The sequence below is a fragment of the Streptomyces sp. NPDC060205 genome (genome assembly GCF_042728395.1).
Lineage (GTDB): Bacteria > Actinomycetota > Actinomycetes > Streptomycetales > Streptomycetaceae > Streptomyces.
Genome location: NZ_JBHWZP010000071.1, coordinates 15,628 through 34,130, shown reverse-complemented (window position 1 = coordinate 34,130; position 18,503 = coordinate 15,628). Strand labels below are relative to the sequence as shown.

Annotated in this window: 19 protein-coding genes; 16 read left to right on the top strand and 3 right to left on the bottom strand. The window is 69.6% G+C overall.

The features are described 5' to 3' along the window. On the top strand, positions 1 to 512 hold a 512-nt coding region (locus ACFWGJ_RS15410; protein ID WP_387324105.1), incomplete at its 5' end, for a hypothetical protein. A gap of 99 nt (positions 513 to 611) precedes the next feature. On the opposite strand, the gene ACFWGJ_RS15405 is transcribed toward ACFWGJ_RS15410, so the two are convergent. Next, entirely contained in the window at positions 612 to 1,958 is a 1,347-nt protein-coding gene (locus ACFWGJ_RS15405) for a M14 family metallopeptidase (protein WP_387324102.1), read from the bottom strand. Between the two features lie 230 nt (positions 1,959 to 2,188). Between ACFWGJ_RS15405 and ACFWGJ_RS15400 the strand changes: the two genes are divergently transcribed. Beyond that, positions 2,189 to 3,601 (top strand): Nramp family divalent metal transporter, encoded by a 1,413-nt coding sequence (locus tag ACFWGJ_RS15400; protein ID WP_387324099.1) that lies wholly within the window; start codon positions 2,189 to 2,191, stop codon positions 3,599 to 3,601. Between the two features lie 129 nt (positions 3,602 to 3,730). Here the strand turns inward: ACFWGJ_RS15400 and ACFWGJ_RS15395 are convergent, their stop codons facing one another. Then, positions 3,731 to 5,419 carry a chitinase gene (locus ACFWGJ_RS15395; protein WP_387324096.1) on the bottom strand — a complete coding sequence of 563 codons (1,689 nt, stop codon included), beginning with the start codon at positions 5,417 to 5,419 and terminating at the stop codon, positions 3,731 to 3,733. Positions 5,420 to 5,855: 436 nt separating this feature from the next. Here ACFWGJ_RS15395 and ACFWGJ_RS15390 point away from each other — a divergent pair, with 436 nt between their 5' ends. The 13 genes from ACFWGJ_RS15390 to ACFWGJ_RS15330 all read left to right on the top strand — a co-directional run bounded on the left by ACFWGJ_RS15390 (position 5,856) and on the right by ACFWGJ_RS15330 (position 17,389). Beyond that, positions 5,856 to 6,737 carry a hypothetical protein gene (locus ACFWGJ_RS15390; protein WP_381833597.1) on the top strand — a complete coding sequence of 294 codons (882 nt, stop codon included), beginning with the start codon at positions 5,856 to 5,858 and terminating at the stop codon, positions 6,735 to 6,737. Between the two features lie 110 nt (positions 6,738 to 6,847). Continuing rightward, the gene (cpaB, locus tag ACFWGJ_RS15385) at positions 6,848 to 7,561 is read left to right on the top strand and encodes a Flp pilus assembly protein CpaB (protein WP_387324093.1); all 714 of its coding nucleotides are present in this window, start codon (positions 6,848 to 6,850) and stop codon (positions 7,559 to 7,561) included. A 68-nt stretch (positions 7,562 to 7,629) separates the two neighbouring features. Next, entirely contained in the window at positions 7,630 to 9,252 is a 1,623-nt protein-coding gene (locus ACFWGJ_RS15380; RefSeq protein ID WP_387324090.1) for a CpaE family protein, read from the top strand. Further along, positions 9,252 to 9,626 (top strand): TadE/TadG family type IV pilus assembly protein, encoded by a 375-nt coding sequence (locus tag ACFWGJ_RS15375; protein ID WP_387324088.1) that lies wholly within the window; start codon positions 9,252 to 9,254, stop codon positions 9,624 to 9,626. The genes ACFWGJ_RS15380 and ACFWGJ_RS15375 overlap by 1 nt, the downstream gene beginning before the upstream one ends. 90 nt (positions 9,627 to 9,716) lie before the next feature. Further along, the gene (locus ACFWGJ_RS15370) at positions 9,717 to 11,057 is read left to right on the top strand and encodes a CpaF family protein (RefSeq protein ID WP_248777596.1); all 1,341 of its coding nucleotides are present in this window, start codon (positions 9,717 to 9,719) and stop codon (positions 11,055 to 11,057) included. Between the two features lie 106 nt (positions 11,058 to 11,163). Next, positions 11,164 to 12,069 (top strand): type II secretion system F family protein, encoded by a 906-nt coding sequence (locus tag ACFWGJ_RS15365; RefSeq protein WP_248781704.1) that lies wholly within the window; start codon positions 11,164 to 11,166, stop codon positions 12,067 to 12,069. A gap of 13 nt (positions 12,070 to 12,082) precedes the next feature. Then, positions 12,083 to 12,973, top strand: a complete 891-nt coding sequence (locus ACFWGJ_RS15360; protein ID WP_387324085.1) for a DUF5936 domain-containing protein — start codon at positions 12,083 to 12,085, stop codon at positions 12,971 to 12,973. Between the two features lie 94 nt (positions 12,974 to 13,067). Next, positions 13,068 to 14,459, top strand: coding sequence for a sensor histidine kinase (locus ACFWGJ_RS15355; protein WP_387324082.1), 1,392 nt, complete (start codon positions 13,068 to 13,070; stop codon positions 14,457 to 14,459). Next, positions 14,452 to 15,204, top strand: a complete 753-nt coding sequence (locus tag ACFWGJ_RS15350; RefSeq protein WP_387324079.1) for a response regulator — start codon at positions 14,452 to 14,454, stop codon at positions 15,202 to 15,204. Before ACFWGJ_RS15355 ends, ACFWGJ_RS15350 begins: the two co-directional genes overlap by 8 nt. A 105-nt stretch (positions 15,205 to 15,309) precedes the next feature. Beyond that, a complete protein-coding gene (locus ACFWGJ_RS15345) occupies positions 15,310 to 15,552 on the top strand; it encodes a hypothetical protein (protein WP_387324076.1) in 243 nt (80 codons plus the stop codon). Then, positions 15,549 to 16,154, top strand: a complete 606-nt coding sequence (locus ACFWGJ_RS15340) for a pilus assembly protein TadG-related protein (RefSeq protein WP_387324111.1) — start codon at positions 15,549 to 15,551, stop codon at positions 16,152 to 16,154. The genes ACFWGJ_RS15345 and ACFWGJ_RS15340 overlap by 4 nt, the downstream gene beginning before the upstream one ends. A gap of 15 nt (positions 16,155 to 16,169) precedes the next feature. After that, entirely contained in the window at positions 16,170 to 16,763 is a 594-nt protein-coding gene (locus ACFWGJ_RS15335; protein WP_387324074.1) for a hypothetical protein, read from the top strand. Between the two features lie 2 nt (positions 16,764 to 16,765). Beyond that, positions 16,766 to 17,389, top strand: coding sequence for an OmpA family protein (locus ACFWGJ_RS15330; protein ID WP_387324072.1), 624 nt, complete (start codon positions 16,766 to 16,768; stop codon positions 17,387 to 17,389). An 11-nt stretch (positions 17,390 to 17,400) separates the two neighbouring features. Here ACFWGJ_RS15330 and ACFWGJ_RS15325 read toward each other — a convergent pair whose 3' ends face one another. Further along, complete coding sequence (locus tag ACFWGJ_RS15325) at positions 17,401 to 17,526, bottom strand: hypothetical protein (protein ID WP_387324070.1); 126 nt, start codon at positions 17,524 to 17,526, stop codon at positions 17,401 to 17,403. 107 nt (positions 17,527 to 17,633) lie between these two features. On the opposite strand from ACFWGJ_RS15325, the gene ACFWGJ_RS15320 reads away from it, so the two are divergent. Beyond that, the gene (locus ACFWGJ_RS15320) at positions 17,634 to 18,488 is read left to right on the top strand and encodes a hypothetical protein (protein WP_387324067.1); all 855 of its coding nucleotides are present in this window, start codon (positions 17,634 to 17,636) and stop codon (positions 18,486 to 18,488) included. The last annotated feature ends 15 nt before the right edge of the window (positions 18,489 to 18,503 follow it).

Below are 18,503 nucleotides of genomic sequence, written 5' to 3'. Positions count from 1 at the left end.
CCTCCGGGACGGCGTCCGGCAAGGCGCCGAAGGAGGAAGAGACCCCCTCCAGGACGACTGACGAGCACGTGCGCGCCGAGCGCGAACCGGACGGGCCGGAGAAGCCGGAGAAGCCGGAGGAGCCAGAGGAGCCAGGGGAGTCGGAGGAGCCCCCGGCCCCCGAGGGCGCCCCCGTCTTCGAGGCCTCGGACCGCCGAGCGAAGATCATCGCGGACCACAAGGGCGTACGGCTGACCCTGGACGACCAGGAGGCCGAGTTCCGCTGGGACGAGATCGGCGCGGTGGAGACGGAGTCCCCGCGCTTCGGGAAGCGTTTCACCGTCACGGTGCACACCCCCGACCGCCGCTGGTACCCGCTGGAGATCGAGGCGAAGTCCCGCTCGGACTTCAAGGCGTGGGAATCGGACCTGGACAAGGTGCTGGACACGTACTTCGAGGAATCCGAAGCCGAACCCGCAGCCGAACCCACAGCCGAACCGGAAGAATCCAAAGCAGCGGAACCCACCCCATAGGGCCACGGGGAACTGCGCACCCAGCCACAACGAACGCGCAGTTCCCCAAACCCTTTCCTCACTGCGGCCTCGGCTACAGCCGAGACCACCACAGCTCCCTCAGGCGCAGTACTGCGCCTCCTTACCGATGGACCGGTACATGCAGTCCGCGTTCTCCAGCAACTGCAGCACCGCGTCCCGGTTCCGCGAGGTCTCCCGTTCGATGACCTCGTCGGGCGGATAGAACCCGCCCCCGCCACTGGACGACGGATACATCTCGAAGGTGTAGCCGAAGATCTTCTGGCTGCCCCACAGATAGTCGTCGATCGACCCGTCCGTGATGTACAGGTCGCTGGACTGCTCCGGCGTATAGCCGTTGCTGGCGGCCATCTTCTGCCCGACCGCGGCGAACGCGTTGCGGTCGTCCGCCGTCATCCCGGTCGTGGTGTCCGCGGTGGTGTACCCGAAGGGCCACAGCACCAGCTCGCTGTACGTGTGGAAGTCCACGCCGGCCTTGATCTGCTGGGTGCCGCCGACGACCCGGCTGCGGACGAAGTCGGCGACGACCTTCACCTCGGGCGCGGACTCGGCCGAGGGACCCCGGTAGGTCTCGGACGAGGTGGACCCGGAGGACCCGCCACAGCACCCCCACCGATAGTTCCAGTTGCGGTTGAGGTCGGTCCCCACAGCCGAACTACCACTGTTCGGCTGCCGGTTCTTCCGCCAGGACCGGTACGTCCCGGTGGCGATGTCGTACTCGCCGCCGTCAGGGTTGAGATCCGGCACGATCCAGATCTCCCGGTTGTTCACCATGTTGGTGACGCGGGAATCGGACCCGTACCCCGCGCCCAGCTCTCGCAGCAGGTAGAGCGCCATCTCCACGGTGAGGTGTTCGCGTGCGTGCTGGTGGTGGGTGAACAGCACCTCGGGCTCGGCCTCGTCGGTCGCGACGTTGTCGCTGATCTTGATGGCGATGATGTCCCGGCCCTGGTACGACTTCCCGATCACGCGCTTGCTCATGATGCCCGGGTACGCGGCCAGCCGCTGGTTGATCTCCGTGTTCATCTCGGCGTAGTTGTGATAGCGCGAGTCGGCGGAGGGGAAGTCGAGAACGCCGACGTCGGCGGCGCTGGACCGGTCGGGTGCGGAGCCGAGGGACGAGACCTCGTACCCGAGCCGCCGCAGTTCCTTCGCCTGGGAGGCGCGTCCCGAGACGACGACCGTCTCTTCGTCGGCCTCGTCGATGGAGACGCCGGTCCGCGCGATGGCCGTACGGACGGCGGAGGTGCTGCCGTGCACATGGATCTCGTACTGGCGGATCTCGTCCGTGTCGGAGGCGGGAGCCTTGCCGGGGGCGGCTCCCGCGTCGGTCATGGCGGCGACGGGTGCCGCGAGAGCCAGCGCGAGGAGCGTGGCGAGAGCAGCGGAACGCCGGCCGCGTCTGCCTTTTTTAGAGCTGAATCGCATGTTGTCTCCTGTTTTCTCCATGAGATCCGGGATCACCGGAAATGTGGGGATTGGAGCAGGGAGCTGTGCGGTGTGGCGCTCATCGTGAAGCCATGGCATGTTCTGGTCAAGGGTGGGCTGAGGGGTAGTACCGGAAACAGGCCGAACAGGCAGTTCGTGCTGTGCACATCAGGTGGGGATCGGCGCACGCCCTCTTGTGTCCCGGATCTCTTTACGCTTTCTTGATCGGCATGGCGGACACCTCGGGCAGCGCGGAGCACACGACGAAACCGGCGGGACCGAACGAACGGCATTCCGGTCCGGCACCCCGAAAATCCAGTTGGAAGTACATCGGCCCCGGCATCGTGGTCGCCGCGACCGGCGTGGGCGCGGGCGACCTCGTCGCGACCCTGATCGCGGGCTCGAACTTCGGCTACACCCTCCTGTGGGCCGCCGTGATCGGCTGCCTCGTCAAGATCTCCCTCGCCGAGGCGGCGGGCCGCTGGCACCTGTCCACCGGCCGGACGCTCTTCGACGGCTGGGCGAGCCTCGGCCGCTGGACGTCATGGTTCTTCGTCGCGTACGTCGTGATCTGGGGCTTCGTCTACGGGGCGGCGGCCATGTCCTCGTCGGGCCTGCCCCTGCAGGCGCTGTTCCCGGACGTGATGGACCTCAAGTGGTGGGCGATCCTGACCGGCCTGGTGGGTCTGGTCTTCGTCTGGTTCAACAAGTACGCGGTCTTCGAGAAGGTCATGACGGTCCTGGTGGGCGTCATGTTCGTCGTCACGGTCTACCTGGCGATCCGCGTCACCCCGAACCTGGGCGAGGCGTTCGCGGGCCTGCTCCCGGTGCTGCCCGACGAGAAGGACTCGATCCTCAACACGCTCGGCCTGATCGGCGGAGTGGGCGGCACGATCACGCTCGCCGCGTACGGCTACTGGGTCAACGCGAAGGGCTGGACGAACACCGGCTGGATGAAGGTGATGCGGCTCGACAACCGGGTCGCCTACATCACCACGGGCATCTTCGTGATCGCGATGCTCTTCGTCGGCGCGGAACTCCTGCACTCCTCCAACGTCGCCATCGCCAGCGGCGACAAGGGCCTCATCCAGCTGGGCGACATCCTGGAGGACGAGTACGGCACGGCGACCGCCAAGTTCTTCCTGATCGGCTTCTTCGCCACGTCCTTCACCTCGCTGATCGGCGTCTGGCACGGCGTGAGCCTGATGTTCGCGGACTTCGTGGAACGCTTCCGCAAGGACAGGGCGGCATCCGCCGCACAACGCACGAACCCGCAGAACACCACCTCGGACACCACAACCCCCGCCCCTGGTCCCGCCCCCGCCTCCGCCGAGGAGGTCGCATCAGGCGCCCACGAGAAGTCCTGGCCCTTCCGCGCCTACCTCCTCTGGCTGACCTTCCCGCCCATGATCCTGCTCTTCGAGGGCCAGCCCTTCCGCCTGATCATCCTGTACGGAGTCCTGGGCGCGGCCTTCCTCCCCTTCCTGGCCCTCACCCTGGTCTGGCTCCTCAACTCCTCCCGCACACCCGCCGAGTGGCGCAACGGCCTCCTGAGCAACGCCATGCTGACGATCGCGGGCCTGCTCTTCGTCGTCCTGTGCGTGAAGCAGATCTGGGACCAGCCGTGGGCGGACTTCTTCTAGTTCCGCAGCCGGAACACGACGCGGCGCCGCACCCGTGCGTACAACACGACGCGACGCCGCACCGGTGCATACAACACCGGTGCGGCGCCGAAAAAGTGAAAGCTCCGCCGCCAAGGCAGCGTGTCCGCGCTACGGCAGCGCGTGCACGTGCGGCCCCACCGCGTTCGACCACGCGTTGCCCGCCGTGGCGTCCCAGTTCGTGGACCAGGTCATCGCGCCGCGCAGGTCCGGGTAGGTCCTGGACGGCTTGAAGGAGCCGCAGTTCGTGCCCTTGGCCAGGCAGTCCAGGGCGTTGTTCACGATGGTCGGGGAGACGTAGCCGCTGCCCGCGCCGCGCGTCGACGCCGGGACGCCGAGGCCGACCTGGGACGGGGCGAGGCCGCCCTCCAGCTGGATGCAGGCGAGGGCGGTCAGGAAGTCCACCGAGCCCTGCGAGTACACCTTGCCGTCGCAGCCGAGCATCGAACCGCTGTTGTAGTACTGCATGTTGACGACCGTGAGGATGTCCTTGATGTTCAGGGCCGTCTGGAAGTACGTGTTCGACGTGGACTGCATGTCGATGGTCTGCGGTGCCATCGTGATGATCAGCGAGGAGCCGGCCTTCGAGGACAGGGACCGCAGCGCCTGCGTCATGTACGTGGAGTTGAGGCCGTTCTCCAGGTCGATGTCGACGCCGTCGAACCCGTACGTCTGCATGAGCGAGTAGACGGAGTTGGCGAAGTTCGTCGCCGAGGCGGCGTCGTTCACCGCGACCGTGCCGCGCTCGCCGCCGATCGAGATGATCACCTTCTTGCCCGCGGCCTTCTTGGCCTGGACGTCGGCCTTGAACTGGTCGACGGTGTAGCCGCCGAGCCCGGCCGAGTCGAGGGTGAAGGTCACGGCGCCCGGCGTCGCCGTGGCGTCGGCGAAGGACACCGCGATGATGTCGTACTGGGACGGGACGTCGGAGATCTTCTGGACCGTCGCGCCGTTGTTGAAGTTCTGCCAGTAGCCGGTCACGGCGTGCTTGGGCAGGTTGCCCCCGCCGCCCGAGGACGCCTTGGTGGTCCCGGTGACCGCGGTCGACTTCGCCGACTCACCGGCCGTGTTCGTCGCGGTGACCTGGAAGGAGTACGAGGTGGACGCGGCCAGCCCGGTGACGGTGGCCGAGGTGCCGGTCACCGCCGCGACCTTCGTACCGCTGCGGTAGACGCTGTAGCCGCTCGCGCCCGACACCGGGTTCCAGGCCAGGGAGACGGAGGAGGAGGTCGTGGAGGCCACGTTCAGGCCGGCGGGGGTCGCGGGGACCACCGGGTCGGGGTCACCGCCGCCGCCTCCGTCGGGTCCGAACACGGACACGTCGTCGGCGAAGTAGGCCGCCTGTCCGTACCAGCCGTGGGTGTAGACCGTCACGGACGTGGTGTTCGCGCCCGTCGTGAAGGACGTCGTGAGCTGCTTCCAGGACGAGGAGTCCGGGGTCCAGGTCGACACGTCCGTCGTGCCCGTGCCGCTCGCGCCGAGGTACGCGTACCCGCCCTGCACCCAGGCGCTCAGCGTGTACGTCGAGTTGGCCTTCACGGCCACGGTCTGGCTGCAGCGGGCGTTGTCCTGGCCGGCCGGGGTGGCCTTCAGGGCCGCCGCGCCCCCGTGCACGGGTGAGGAGACGGTGGCGCCGCTGGCCGCCGAACACGTCCAGTTGGACAGCCCCGACTCGTAGCCGGCGTTCTTGGTGTTGTTGACGTCCGCGGCCGAGGCCTGGCCGGCGCCGGCCAGGGAGAGGGCGGACGCGGCGAGTACGGCGGCGAGGGCGCCGGCCCAGGTCCGTCTGCGTCTGGGCATGCCTGATACGCGGTCCACTGGGGCCTCCGGTGGGGGAGTGGGGGTGCGGGAGGACGTCGGGAAGGTGACGACAGGACCCAGGGCCTGTGGAACAGGTCCTGACACGGTGGCCACCGTCGCCTCTCCAAGCTGGTCCAGACCAATCGGGTTGTCAAGACCTTTGGCGAGGCCAACACGCTTGCCGTACCGCAGAGTTGAGGCATGTGCGGATCACTCTGTGTGGATCACTTCACACGTTGCGTGAATTGATCTCAAGGATCCGGTGTTGAGCGGCGCACGCCGTGGATAAGGTGCAGTTGCGGAAGGACGCCACAGTGGCAAGTTGTGTCCGTCCGTGAGGGATTGATGGCGACATTCACGACAACATTCGGGCGATACAGGGGCGATCTGGGACGCGGTTGACCACTCCGTCCCAGTGAACGGGGTGGTGTGCAGCGTGCCGACCGCGATAGCCGTCACCAGTTCCGATCTGGTGCTCCCGCCGCACGACCGGCAGACCCCGCCCGCCGCGGTCCAGCCCCTCGACGGCCTCGAAGCCTCCCTCACGGCCATGTACGCGCTCATCGAGCAGCACGGCTATGTGATCGCGCTCTACCCGTCCTCCGCACCGGCCGGCGTGATCCGGCGGCTGCACGCGGTGCGCTCGGTCCTGGAGAGCGACCGCATCGCGCTGCTCGCCCTCGACCTGCCACCGCTCGGTCTCGCGCTGCTCGCCCAGCAGCTGCGCCAGCTCTCCGTCTGCGACTTCAGCCCCGGGGTGCTCGCCTCCTCCGCGCGGCTGCTCGCCCACTACATCTACTCGGGCGCCCTGCTGAACTCGGTCGCCAGACTCGACCGCATCCCGGTCTCGCTCAAAACCCACGCCAAGTCGTGGGTGCCGAGCGCCCAGTTCGCCGTACTGGCCACGCCGCGGCCCCAGCTGGTGCGCGTCGGGCAGGAGGAGCTGGCCGGGCCCGAGTTCGGGACGCGGATGCTGGTCGCGGCCGGGCAGCTGCCCGCCAACTGGCTCACCGGGACCCTCGCCCCCGCCTGGCACGTCCAGGGGGTCGCGACCGTGCCGCTGCCCGCCGAGTCGGCCCGCTGGTGGGGCACGGGCAAGGTCGCCGAGTTCGCCGCGGGCCTCTATGACGTCTCCGTGCTCTACCAGCTGGTCTCGTCCGTACGGCGCGAGGAATGCCACTGGTGCGGTCTCGAACTCATCGGTGACCGCTGCGGTTTCTGCGCGGCACCCCTGCCGCCACCCTCGTCGAACGAGCTTCCGACGGCCGTCGCGCGGGCAGCCTCTTCGGTACGCGCCCTGCCCCGAGGGGCCATGTGAGCCCCGCACGTCAGGCACGTACACCTGAATAACGGTGAATACCTTGCAGCACCCCCTGTTACCGGTGAATACCCCTTGAACTCGGCATTGTCCCCACGAGGTGAGATGTAGTGAACTCGCGCCAGCGCCGCGGCGTCATCCTGCTGGTCCTCTCGGTCCTGTGCGCCGTGGGCGCCTTCGCCGGAGTCCTCTCGGTGATCCGCGACGTGAACTCGAAGGTCGGCCCCGAGGTCGCGGCGTACCGCCTGAAGGACGACATCGCGCCCTACAAGGAGCTGTCGGCCGACCAGTTCGAGAAGGTCTCGATGCCCGAGCGGTGGCTGTCGTCCACCGCCGTCACCCGCCTCTCCCAGGTCCGCGGCAAGATCGCCGTCACGCAGCTGAAGAAGGGCTCGCTGCTCCAGACGGACATGATCGTCGACCGGCCCTCCCTGCAGGCCGGCCAGCAGGAGATCGCGATCCTGATCGACGCGGCGACCGGCGTGGCGGGCAAGATCAACCCGGGCTCGCGGGTCAACATCTACGCCACGTTCAAGGACGAGAGCGACAACGGCAAGGACCAGTCGAAGGTCATCGTGCAGAACGCCCGCGTCATCGACGTCGGCAAGCTGACCGCGCTCGAACCCGGCCAGTCCAGCAACGACCGCCGCCGCACCGCCACCGAGGCCGTCCCCATCACGTTCGCCCTCGACACCGCCGACGCCCAGCGCGTCGCGTACGCCGAGTCGTTCGCCGAACACGTCCGCCTCGCCCTGATCGCGGGCGGCGCCGACGCCACCGTCGCCCCCGGCGACCGCTCGTACACCCTCGACGAGGACAAGTAGGAGGCCATGATGCGCTCAGAGCCTGTGCTCCCAGTCCCCTTGAGGCCGTCACACGCGAGGGCGTGCCGATGACCATCCGCATCCTGCCCGCCGTCGGCGACATCGACTCGGCCCGCGCCCTCAGCACCCTCCTGAGCCAGCTCGCCGACGCCGAACCCGCCCCGCCGGTCCCCGACACCACGGCCCTGCTGGACACCCTGGCCCGGCTGGCCGCCGAATCCCTCGACGAACTGCCCGAGGTCGTCCTCGTCCACGAGCGGATCGGCCCGGTCCCCGCCCTCGACGTCATCCGCGACCTGGTCATGCGCTTCCCCGCCGTCGGCGTCGTCCTCATCACCGCCGACACCAGCACCGGCGTCCTGACCGCCGCCATGGACTGCGGCGCGCGCGGCATCGTCGGCCTGCCGCTCGGCTACGACGCCCTCGCCGAACGCGTCCAGGCCGCCGCCGCCTGGTCCACCGGCATGCGCCGCCACCTGGGCAGCGCCACCCCCGAGCTGTACGCGGGCCCCGGCGGCTCGATCGTCACCGTGACCGGCGCGAAGGGCGGTGTCGGCGCGACCGTCACCGCCGTCCAGCTCGCCCTGGCCGCCCAGGCCTCGGGCCGCTCGGTCGCCCTGCTCGACCTGGACCTCCAGTCCGGCGACGTGGCCTCGTACCTGGACGTGCAGTTCCGCCGCTCCATCGCCGACCTGGCCGCGATCAGCGACATCAACCCGCGCGTGCTCCAGGACGCCGTCTACGCCCACGACAGCGGCCTCGGCCTGCTCCTGGCCCCCGCCGAGGGCGAACGCGGCGAGGAGATCACCGACCGCGTCGCCCGGCAGGTCCTGGGCGCCCTGCGTTCCCGCTACGACCTCGTGGTCGTCGACTGCGGCGCCCAGCTGAACGCCGCGAACGCCGCCGCCGTCGAACTCGCCGACCAGGCCCTGCTCCTGGTCACCCCCGACGTCGTCGCCGTCCGCGCCGCCAAACGCATGGTCCGCATGTGGGACCGCCTCCAGATCCGCAAGGCCGAGGAGACCCGCACGGTCGTCAACCGCTTCGCCCGCGGTACGGAGATACAGCCGTCCCTGGTCGAACGCGTCACCGGCACCAAGGTCGTCCGCACCACGGTGCCCGCCGCCTTCAAGGAACTCCAGTCCGTCGTGGACGCGGGCCGGATGCAGGACCTGGACGCCCGCTCGACGGTCAAGCAGGCGCTGTGGGCCCTGGCGGGCGAGCTGGGCCTGATGGCCGAGCAGCCCGCGGGCGGCGGCGGTGGCCGGCGCCGTAAGACCTCCGCGGACAAGGACAGGGGCTCCCTCTCCCTGCGCCGCAAGGGCGGCGACCGGGGCGCGGTCACCCTCGAATTCGCCGGCATGTTCCCGATCCTGCTGGTCGTGATGACGATCCTGTGGCAGTGCGCGCTGTACGGCTACACGTACTCCCTCGCCGGGAACGCGGCGGACGAGGCGGCACGGGCGGCGACCGCCGCGTACGCGATCGACGGGGACGTCGGCGGTGCCTGCAGCACCGCCGGCGGGAAGCACCTGCCGGGGGCCTGGGACGGCGCCGGGATCGACTGCGGCGTCGAGGGCCCGGTCATGAAGGCCACGGTCACCGCGCAGGTGCCGCTGTTCTTCCCGGGCTTCGACGCGGGTTGGACGGTCGAGGGCACGGCCGGCGCCGCACTGGAGGGGGACGACTGATGAAGCGTCTCGCGCGACGCCTGCGGCGGCGGTTACGGGCCCGGGACGACCGGGGCGTGTCCATGCTGGAGTTCGCCGGATTCCTGCCGATCCTGCTGCTCGTCGGCATGGCCGCCATCCAGCTCGGCCTGATCGGCTACGGCATCAACCAGGCCGGTTCGGCGGCGCGGGCCGCGGCACGGGCCGCCTCGCAGGGCGACGACGGGGGAGCGGCGGGGACGGCGGCGGTGAGCGGGTGGCTCAGCCCGAACGTGTCGGCCGCCGAGGGCGCGGACGTCACCACCGCGACGGTCACCCTCCAGGTGCCCGCCGTCATCCCCCTCCTGCCGAGCGTGACGGTGGAACGCCAGGCCACGATGCCCACCGACGACTGACCGCGAGACCGAACGACAGCACGACCGACAGACAGCACGACCGCCAGACCGCACGACCGAGTCACTTCACGACCGAGAGGAGTTGAAGACATGAGCCTGCGAGCCCGTATCGCCGCCCCCGAAGAGGGCGGAGCCGGCCGCGAGGACGGACACCTCGTCGCCGTCTACCGTGCCAAGCTGCTGGAGGAGATCGACCTCGCGGAGATGTCGAGCCTCGCGGCCGCCGAACGGCGCATACGCCTGGAGCGCGTCCTCGGGCACATCATCAGCCGCGAGGGCCCGGTCCTGTCGACCACCGAGCGCTCCCAGCTGATCCGCAGGGTCGTCGACGAGGCCCTCGGCCTCGGCGTCCTGGAACCCCTCCTCGCCGACGCGTCGATCACCGAGATCATGGTCAACGGCCCGGACTCCATCTTCGTGGAGCGCGCCGGACGCGTGGAACAGCTCCCGCTGCGCTTCGCCTCCAACGAACAGCTGATGCAGACCATCGAGCGCATCGTCTCCACGGTCAACCGCCGCGTGGACGAGTCGAACCCGATGGTCGACGCCCGCCTCCCCACCGGGGAGCGCGTCAACGTCATCATCCCGCCGCTCGCCCTCACCGGCCCCACCCTCACGATCCGCCGCTTCCCGCGCGCGTACACGCTCCCCGAACTCATCGGCCTCGGCTCGCTCGACGAGCAGATGCTGATGCTGCTCGCCGCGTTCGTCCGCGCCCGCTTCAACGTCATCGTCAGCGGCGGTACGGGCTCGGGCAAGACCACGCTCCTCAACGCGCTCTCCGGACTCGTCCCGTCCCACGAGCGCATCATCACCATCGAGGACTCCGCGGAACTGCAGCTCCAGCAGGAGCACGTCATCCGACTCGAATCCCGCCCCCCGAACGTGGAGGGCAAGGGCCAGATCACCATCCGCGACCTGGTCCGCAACTCCCTGCGCATGCGCCCCGACCGCATCATCGTCGGTGAGGTCCGCGGCGGCGAGACCCTCGACATGCTCCAGGCCATGTCGACGGGCCACGACGGCTCCCTCGCGACCGTCCACTCGAACTCCGCGGAGGACGCCCTGATGCGCCTCCAGACCCTGGGCTCGATGTCCGAGGTGCAGATCCCCTTCGAAGCCCTCAAGGACCAGATCAACTCGGCGGTCGACGTCGTCGTCCAGCTCACCCGGCACGCGGACGGCTCCCGCAAGGTCACCGAGATCGCGCTGCTGGTCTCGCACGGCCGCGAACAGTTCCGCATCGTGCCCGTCACCCGGTTCGTCCCGCGCCCCACCGGCCCCGACCGGGTCGTCCACGGCCACTTCGAACACCTCCCGCTGCCCCGCTCGGTCGCGGAGAAGCTGTACGTCGCCAACGAGCCGCTGCCGCCCGCCTTCGGGGTGGCGGAGGCGATCGACGTCCTCAACACCCGGCAGGCGATCGGATGACACCCACCGGAACTTTCGAATCCGCCGCGGTCGGCGCTGTCGGCGCCGTCCCGACCGAGAGGAGCGAGCCGTGAACCAGGCGGTCCCCCTCGCCCTCGGCGCCACCATGCTGTGCGGCACGCTGGCCGTCGCGGGCGTGCACACGTACGCGTCCGGCCGCGCCCAGCGCCAGGCCCTCGTCGACCGCCTCTCCGGCGGCGGCCCCCTGCGCACCGCCGCCGGCCGCGCCCGCCGCTTCGCCGCCGTCGACCGCAGGCTGCGCCGCACCCGCCTGGGCCGCACGATCCAGCTGCGCCTGTCGGCGACGGGACTCGACCTGACGGCGGGCGAGTTCTTCACGTACGTCGCCGCCGTGGTCGTCGCGCTATGGCTGATCGCGGCGGCGGCCTTGGCCCCCTTCTTCGGCCCCATCGCCGGCCTGGTCGGCGTGTGGAGCGCCGCCATCTTCCTCAACTGGCAGCGCCAGAAGCGCATCGAGGCCTTCATCAACCAGCTCCCGGACGTGGCCCGCCTGCTGGCCAACGCGGCGGCGGCGGGCCTCGCCCTGCGCACGGCCCTCGCGATGGCGGCGGAGGAACTGGAGGCCCCGGCGGGGGAGGAGCTGGCCCGGGTCGCGGACCAGCTGACCCTCGGCCGCTCGGTCGACGACGCCCTCGGTGAACTGGCCGAACGCCTCCCGTCCCGCGAACTCGTCGTCCTCGTCACCACCCTGGTCCTGTCCAACAAGGCGGGCGGCACGGTCGTCAACTCCCTGCGCAACCTCACCAAGACCCTGGAGGACCGCAAGGAGACCCGCCGCGAGGTCCGCACGATGCTCTCCGAGGTCAACGCGACGGCCTTCACCGTGCCCCTCCTCGGCCTCGGCTCCCTCCTCCTCATCAACTCCTCGAACGAGGGCGCCCTGGCCAAGGTGACCGGCTCCCCACTGGGCCAGACCCTGGTCCTGATCGCCATGGGCCTCTACACGATCGGCTTCTTCGTGATCCGCCGCCTCGGCAAGATCGAAGTGTGAGGAGGGATTCGGGATGATCGCTCTGCTGCTCGCCGCGCTGATGGGACTGTCCGTCGCAGGCTTCCTCCTCGGCATCCGCATGTACCGCGCGGAGGCCAAGCTCCCCGGCGACATGGCCCTCGCGCTGGAGGTCGGCGGCACCCGCGTCTCGAAGGCGGACTCAGCCGTCGACCGCCTCGGCATGCGCTTCGCCCCACTCGTCCTGCGCCTGATGGGCCCGCGCAGGGTCGACGCCAAACGCCGCCGCATCGACATGGCGGGCAACCCCGGCGGCCTGACCCTGAACCGCTACGCGGCCCGCCGCGCGGTGTACGGCGTCTTCGGCGCCCTGCTCTTCCTGATCTTCCTCGGCAACGGCCGGACCCTCTTCGCCCTGCTGGCCCTGGCGTTCGGCCTGCTGGCCGCCGACGCCCTGATCTGGCAGGCGATCCGGGACCGCAAGGAGGTCATCGACCGCACCCTGCCCGACTTCCTGGACGTCCTGGCGGTCGTGGTGTCGGCGGGCCTCGGCTTCCGCCAGGCCCTGGAGCGCGTAGCCGACCACTACGAAGGCCCATGGGCGGACGAACTCCGCATAACACTTCGCCAGATGGACATGGGCGTCAGCCGCCGCCAGGCCTTCGACGAACTGCGCAGGCGCAACTCCTCCGAGCAGGTCGCCCAGTTCGTCTCGGCGCTCCAGCAGGGCGAGGAGCTGGGCTCCCCGATCGCGGACACCCTGATCCAGCTCGCCACGGACATGCGCCGCACCGACGCCCAGAACTCCCGCCGCCGGGCGGCGAAGACGATCCCCAAGGCGACGATGGTGACGCTGGTCTTCATGCTCCCGGCCACGATGATCCTCATCGCGACGGGCATGTTCCTGGGCTCAGGAACGAACTTCGGCTCGATCCTGGGGCGTTGAGATGGCGCGGCGCTGGAGGTACGGGCGAGTCGGGCGCCCCGTTGAAGGGCCCCGCCAGGGGCCCTGTCAGGGGCCCCTTCAGGGGCGCGGGGCTGTGACATTTGGCGGCTCCGCCGCGGGGCGCGCCCAGCCACGACGCGCCCGCAGGTTCAAACGAACCCTCCCCGCCAAGCCGGCCGCAGGCTACTTCGCAGACGACGCGGCAGCACCGGGCAGCATCCGCCTCCAGCTCAACGCCCTCCAGGCCCTGTGCCGCCAGGCGTTCGCGATCCGCCTCACCCTCATCGCCCTGGGCGCCCCCTTCGCAACGGCGAACGCCGCCGACGGCTTCCCCCGCCACGCGGTCCTCACCGCCGCGGTCCTCGGCGTCATGGGCTCGTACGCCATGCTCAGGGACTGGGACAGATGCGCGCCCCAGCTCCTCGCCCACCCCACCCTCATGGCGGTGGACCTGGTCTTCGGCGCGATACTGCTGCTCACGGCGTCCCCCGCGTCCCCCCTCGCGTACGCGGCGGTCTGCACCCCGCTCCTGTCGGGCCTGCTGTACGGCTGGCGCGGCTCCGGCGTCTTCACAGGACTGCAGCTGGTGGTGCTGCTCCTGGTGTTCAGGGCGTGGGAGCACCGCCCGGGCGCCGGCGCGAGCACCCTCCTCATCGCGGGGTTCTGCGTCGCGGCGGGCGTCATCGGCGTCACCCTGCGCAACCTGATGTTCCGCTTCGGCACGGCCAGTCAGGCGCTCGCGGAGGCGAACTCCCGTCTGGCGGTGGCGGAGGCGGTGGAGTCCGAACGCGCCCGCCTGGCCCGCGAGATGCACGACTCGGTGGCGAAGACCCTGCACGGCCTCGCCCTGTCGGCGGAGGCCCTGGCGGTGGCGGCGGACCACGAGAGGAACCCCCGGGCCCTCAAGGCGCAGGCGACCGCGGTGGCGGGAGCGGCACGCAGGGCGGCGACGGAGTCCAGAGAACTCCTGACGGACCTGCGGGCCCACACGGCCCTGTCCCACCCGCCGATGGACATGGTGACGGAACTGGCCGCGCGGGTGGCGGACTTCGAGTCCCGTACGGGCATCGAGGCGACCTTCGTCCACCGGCCGGCGCCCCACGGGCAGGGCCCGGCCCTCACCCTCCCCCCGGGCGCGCCCCGCCAACTCCTCGCGATCGCCTCGGAAGCGCTGGAGAACACCCACCGCCACGCGGACGCGACGCACGTACGCGTGACCCTGGAGTGTTCGCGGTCCGTCCTGCGCCTGACGGTACGGGACGACGGCGAGGGCACGGCCGTCACCCTGGACGACGTACGACTCCTGGCGAATACCGGCCATTTCGGTCTGCTGGGAATGCTGGAGCGCGCGGCATCGGTGGCCGCGGAGCTGCGGCTGCACAGCACCGCACACGCAGGCACGGAGGTCACGCTGACCCTGCCCTGCGCCTCCACCGTCCCCGAACGTCCCTCACGCTCTCCCCAAGAGGAGGCCGCACATGCCTGACCAGGCACACCCCGGCCCGCTCCTGCGCGTGCTGGTGGCCGACGACAACCCGGTCGTCCGGGCCGGCCTCGCGGCCCTGCTGACCGCCCACCCCGACATCAGGGTGGTCGCCCAGGCGGCCGACGGCGCGCAGGCGGTCGCCGCCGCGACCTGCCACCGCCCCGACGTGATCCTGCTGGACGTGCGCATGCCCGGCACCGACGGCCTGACCGCGCTACCCCGGCTGGCCCTGCTGGCACCGGTGATGATGCTGACGTACAGCCGCGAACCCGAGGTGGTGGCCGAGGCGTTGCGCCGGGGCGCGGTCGGCTACCTCGTGCACGGCGAGTTCACCGCGGACGAACTGATCACCGCGGTACGGGACCTGGGCGATGGGACGGCGACCTTCACCGCGTCCGCCGTCGGTGTCTCGGATTCGCTCGGTGTTTCGTACGAACCGAACCAAAGCTCTTCGCATCTGCAATCGGTTGTGGCACAGTCGTGGAAGGCTCGCCCCGCCTACGCGACGGGACTCCACCGCCGCGGCCACAACCGCCTTGATCACGACCTGAGTTCACGGGAGGTGGAGGTCATGGATCTCATCGCGGCCGGCATGAGCAACCAGCAGATCGCCGCCACGTGCTTCATCAGCGAGAAGACGGTGAAGAATCACATCAACCGCATCTTCGCGAAGCTGCACACTTCTTCACGCAGCGAAGCGATCGCCTGCTGGCTGGGTACGGCCCACAGGGGGTGGAACCGATGACTCCGACCAGGAGAAGTTGGGCCCCTGGACCCACCCGCAGTAGGCGGATTCTCACGTACGGTGCGCGGGACGGTAGTGGTTTTGGGTGGGAGGGAAGGGGACGTGATGGCGAGGAACTGGACGCTGAGGGCGACAGTGGGCGTGGAGCGGGCGTTGGCGACCTGGTCGCGGACCGTCTCCGCCCGGATGCACGGCCGGGACCGGGACGCGGGAGCGGGGTTCGTCGAGTACGCGGGCCTGATGATCCTCATCGCCGGAATCTTCACGCTGATCGACGGGCTCGGGCTGGACGGCCAGATCTCAGGAGCGATCGGCGACGCCGTCGCGGATGTCGTCGGCGGTGGCTGAGCCGACCTGGCTTCCGCGGTGACCGGGGGTCGACACTCCCCATCTCCATCTGGCTGACGGGGATCCTACTCTTCGCCGCGTTTGCCTTCTTCGCGTTCGCCCAGGCTGCGTCCGCCCGCAACGGTGCACAGTCCGCGGCGGACGCCGCCGCCCTGGCCGCGGCGCAGGACGCCAGGGACGAACTGGTGGAGGGCCTGGAAGGCGCCATCGGCGTGGACGACCACTGGCTGGACTGGCTGGACGGCGACGGGTTCGACGGCGCCGGAGCGGCGGCCGCGGCCGGTGAGCTGGCAGCGCAGAACGACGCGAGCGTGACGGGTCTCGCACCCTACGCAGCGGCCGGGTTCCCCGGCTTCGAGGTGCAGATCGAGACCAACTACACGGTCGGGGACTCGATCATTCCGGGCACGGAGGGCATGCACGCGACCGCCGACGCGGCGGCCGTCATCAAACCCCGCTGCGACTTCGACGTGCCCGACGATCCGAAGGACGCCGTCGAACTGGACTGTGACGGCGACATTCTGGAAATCGACCCCGAAGATTTCGAATTGGACGACCTTCCCGACGCGTCCGTGCTGTTCTCTGTGCAACTGGCCGAGTGAAAGGAAGCCGTACCGATGAACATTCGGCGCACCACGAAGGGCCGCACGGTACTGACCGCCGTGGCGATCACGACTGGGCTGGTCCTCACGGTGGCCGGCTGCGGTGGGGGCGGCGACGACGACACGCCAGACAAGGCCGCGTCATCGTCCACGTCCGGCAAGAGCAACGACGACGCCAAGGATGAGGAGTCGAAGGCACCGGCCGAGAACGAGGTGCTCGCGGAGTCCAAGCAGGGGGACATCTCGCTCGCCATCACGTCGGCGGTGCGCGACGAGGGGGGCTTCCTGACCGTGTCCGGCACGGTCACCAACAACGGTTCCAGGCTGTTCGTCGCGGCGGACTGGCGCGGCGACGAGAACGAGTTGCGGCAGAACGCCTCATCCGTCGCCGGTGCGAGCCTGGTCGACCAGACGGGCAAGAAGAAGTACCTCATCCTCCGCGACACGGAGGGCCGTTGCCTCTGCACGCGCTTTGTCGGCGGCGTGAAGTCGGGAGAAACGGCCGAGTGGTACGCGCAGTTCCCCGCCCCACCCGAAGACACCACCAAGGTCTCCTTCCAGGTCGGGTCGATGCCCCCGGCCTCCGTAGAGATCTCCGAGGGCGAGTGACCATGTCCCTCACCCCCCGCGCCACGTCGATCACCCTCACCGCCCTGACGACCCTCGTCTTCATGACGCCGCTGACCTCGGCCCAGGCGGACGACGAGGACCCGAGCGCCCCGCCGGGCAGCGTCACCACGTCCCCGCCACCGGAGGTGGACGCGAACAGCCCGGGGCTGAAGCTGGCCGACGGCGCGACGCTCGCCGCCGCGCGGGTGCTCGACATCAAGTCGGTCGTCGAGGACCTCGGCGGCGAGGAGCGGCGCGAGGACACGAACGAGAACGTGACGTTCGCGCTCCAGGCGGAGGTCCTCTTCCCGAAGGACAGCTCGAAGCTCAACCCGGAGGCCAACGCCCGCATCGCGGCCATCGCGAACGAGATCAAGTCCCAGAACGCCACGAACGTCCGCGTCTTCGGCTTCACGGACAACCTCGGCTCGTACGCCCACGGCCTCACCCTCTCCAAGCGGCGGGCGGAGGTCGTCCACGAGGAACTGGCCTCGAACCTCGGCGGAATGAACGTCACCTTCGTGGTCCGCGGCTACAGCGAGGACTACCCGATCGCGGACAACACCTCGGAACAGGGCCGCAGAAAGAACCGCCGGGTGGAGGTCACGTTCCCGAAGGAGGGGTGAAGTTCTGGTGGCTACAGGTTCTGCAGCCACCAGAAGGCGGCGGTCACGGCGACAGCGCCCGCGGTGTAGGCAGCTCCGCGTACGCAGGCGAAGAGTGCGGTGCGGATCAACCGCTTGGCAGTGGACTTCTCAGGCATGGTTATCGGGAGCCTCCCGGTCATGCGCCCCGGCCGGGCGCCCTGCGTCCAGAGTCGCGCCGCTCAAGCAGCTCAGGACGTTTGCGGCTCCTCTGAGGCATCTCTGGATGTCCGTGTACACATTCGGGCGGCGTGCGAGTATTGCTGGACGGTTCTGGACACTTCTGGACGGTCGGGAGTACGTGGTGGGCAGGCCCTTGAAGAGGCCCGAGCTTCCTGGCGGCGCTTTCAGGGAACTCAACGACGAACTGCACAAGCTGCACCTGCTGGCCGGGTGGCCGAGCACTCCACGGATGGCAGATCGCTTCCCCTTCTCCAAGAGCACCATCCATGCCGTCTTCAGCGGCACGACCCTCCCCACGCGGGAAGTCCTTTGTCAGCTTGCCTTCCGGCTGGCTGAGTGGGCGGTACTGGATCCTGAACGGGAGGAGATCCGGTTCCGCGAGTTGTGGGTCTCGGCCGCGCAGGCGGAGGCGGTCGTGGGCGGCAACGAGGGGCAGCAGGCGAAGTCCCGCGCAGAACACGGCCGTTCCGGTGAGCAAGAGCCGCGTCGGGCCGACGGCGAAGCGCTGCAACCTCCGCAGGGCAGCCTTTATGGACCGCCTCTGAGACTGCTTCAAAGGGGTTACCCAGAGATCAAGCCCGTTGTGGGCGGGGCCGGTTTGGACCCGGACGCCGCTTGGCTGGAGACCGCCGAGTGGGCCCTGGCTGCCATACTCTTGTCCCTTTTCCCCAGGAAAAGCGGGGCGTACGAGTTCTTGAGCATGGCGGACGTGCCAAGTGAGTTCTATGTGGTGGGGGACCCGGGCACGATCGGCTACTGGGTCGGCATCGTGGAGTACGTGCGCGACAAGTCCTCCGTGGAGGGCTTGTCGGCGCTGGGCGAATGGGCGGCGAAGACCTCGGAGAGCGCCGAGCAGCGACTGCGCGGGCCGCTCGGGGTGCTCCGCGAAAAGGCGTGAGGTCCGAGGGAGCGA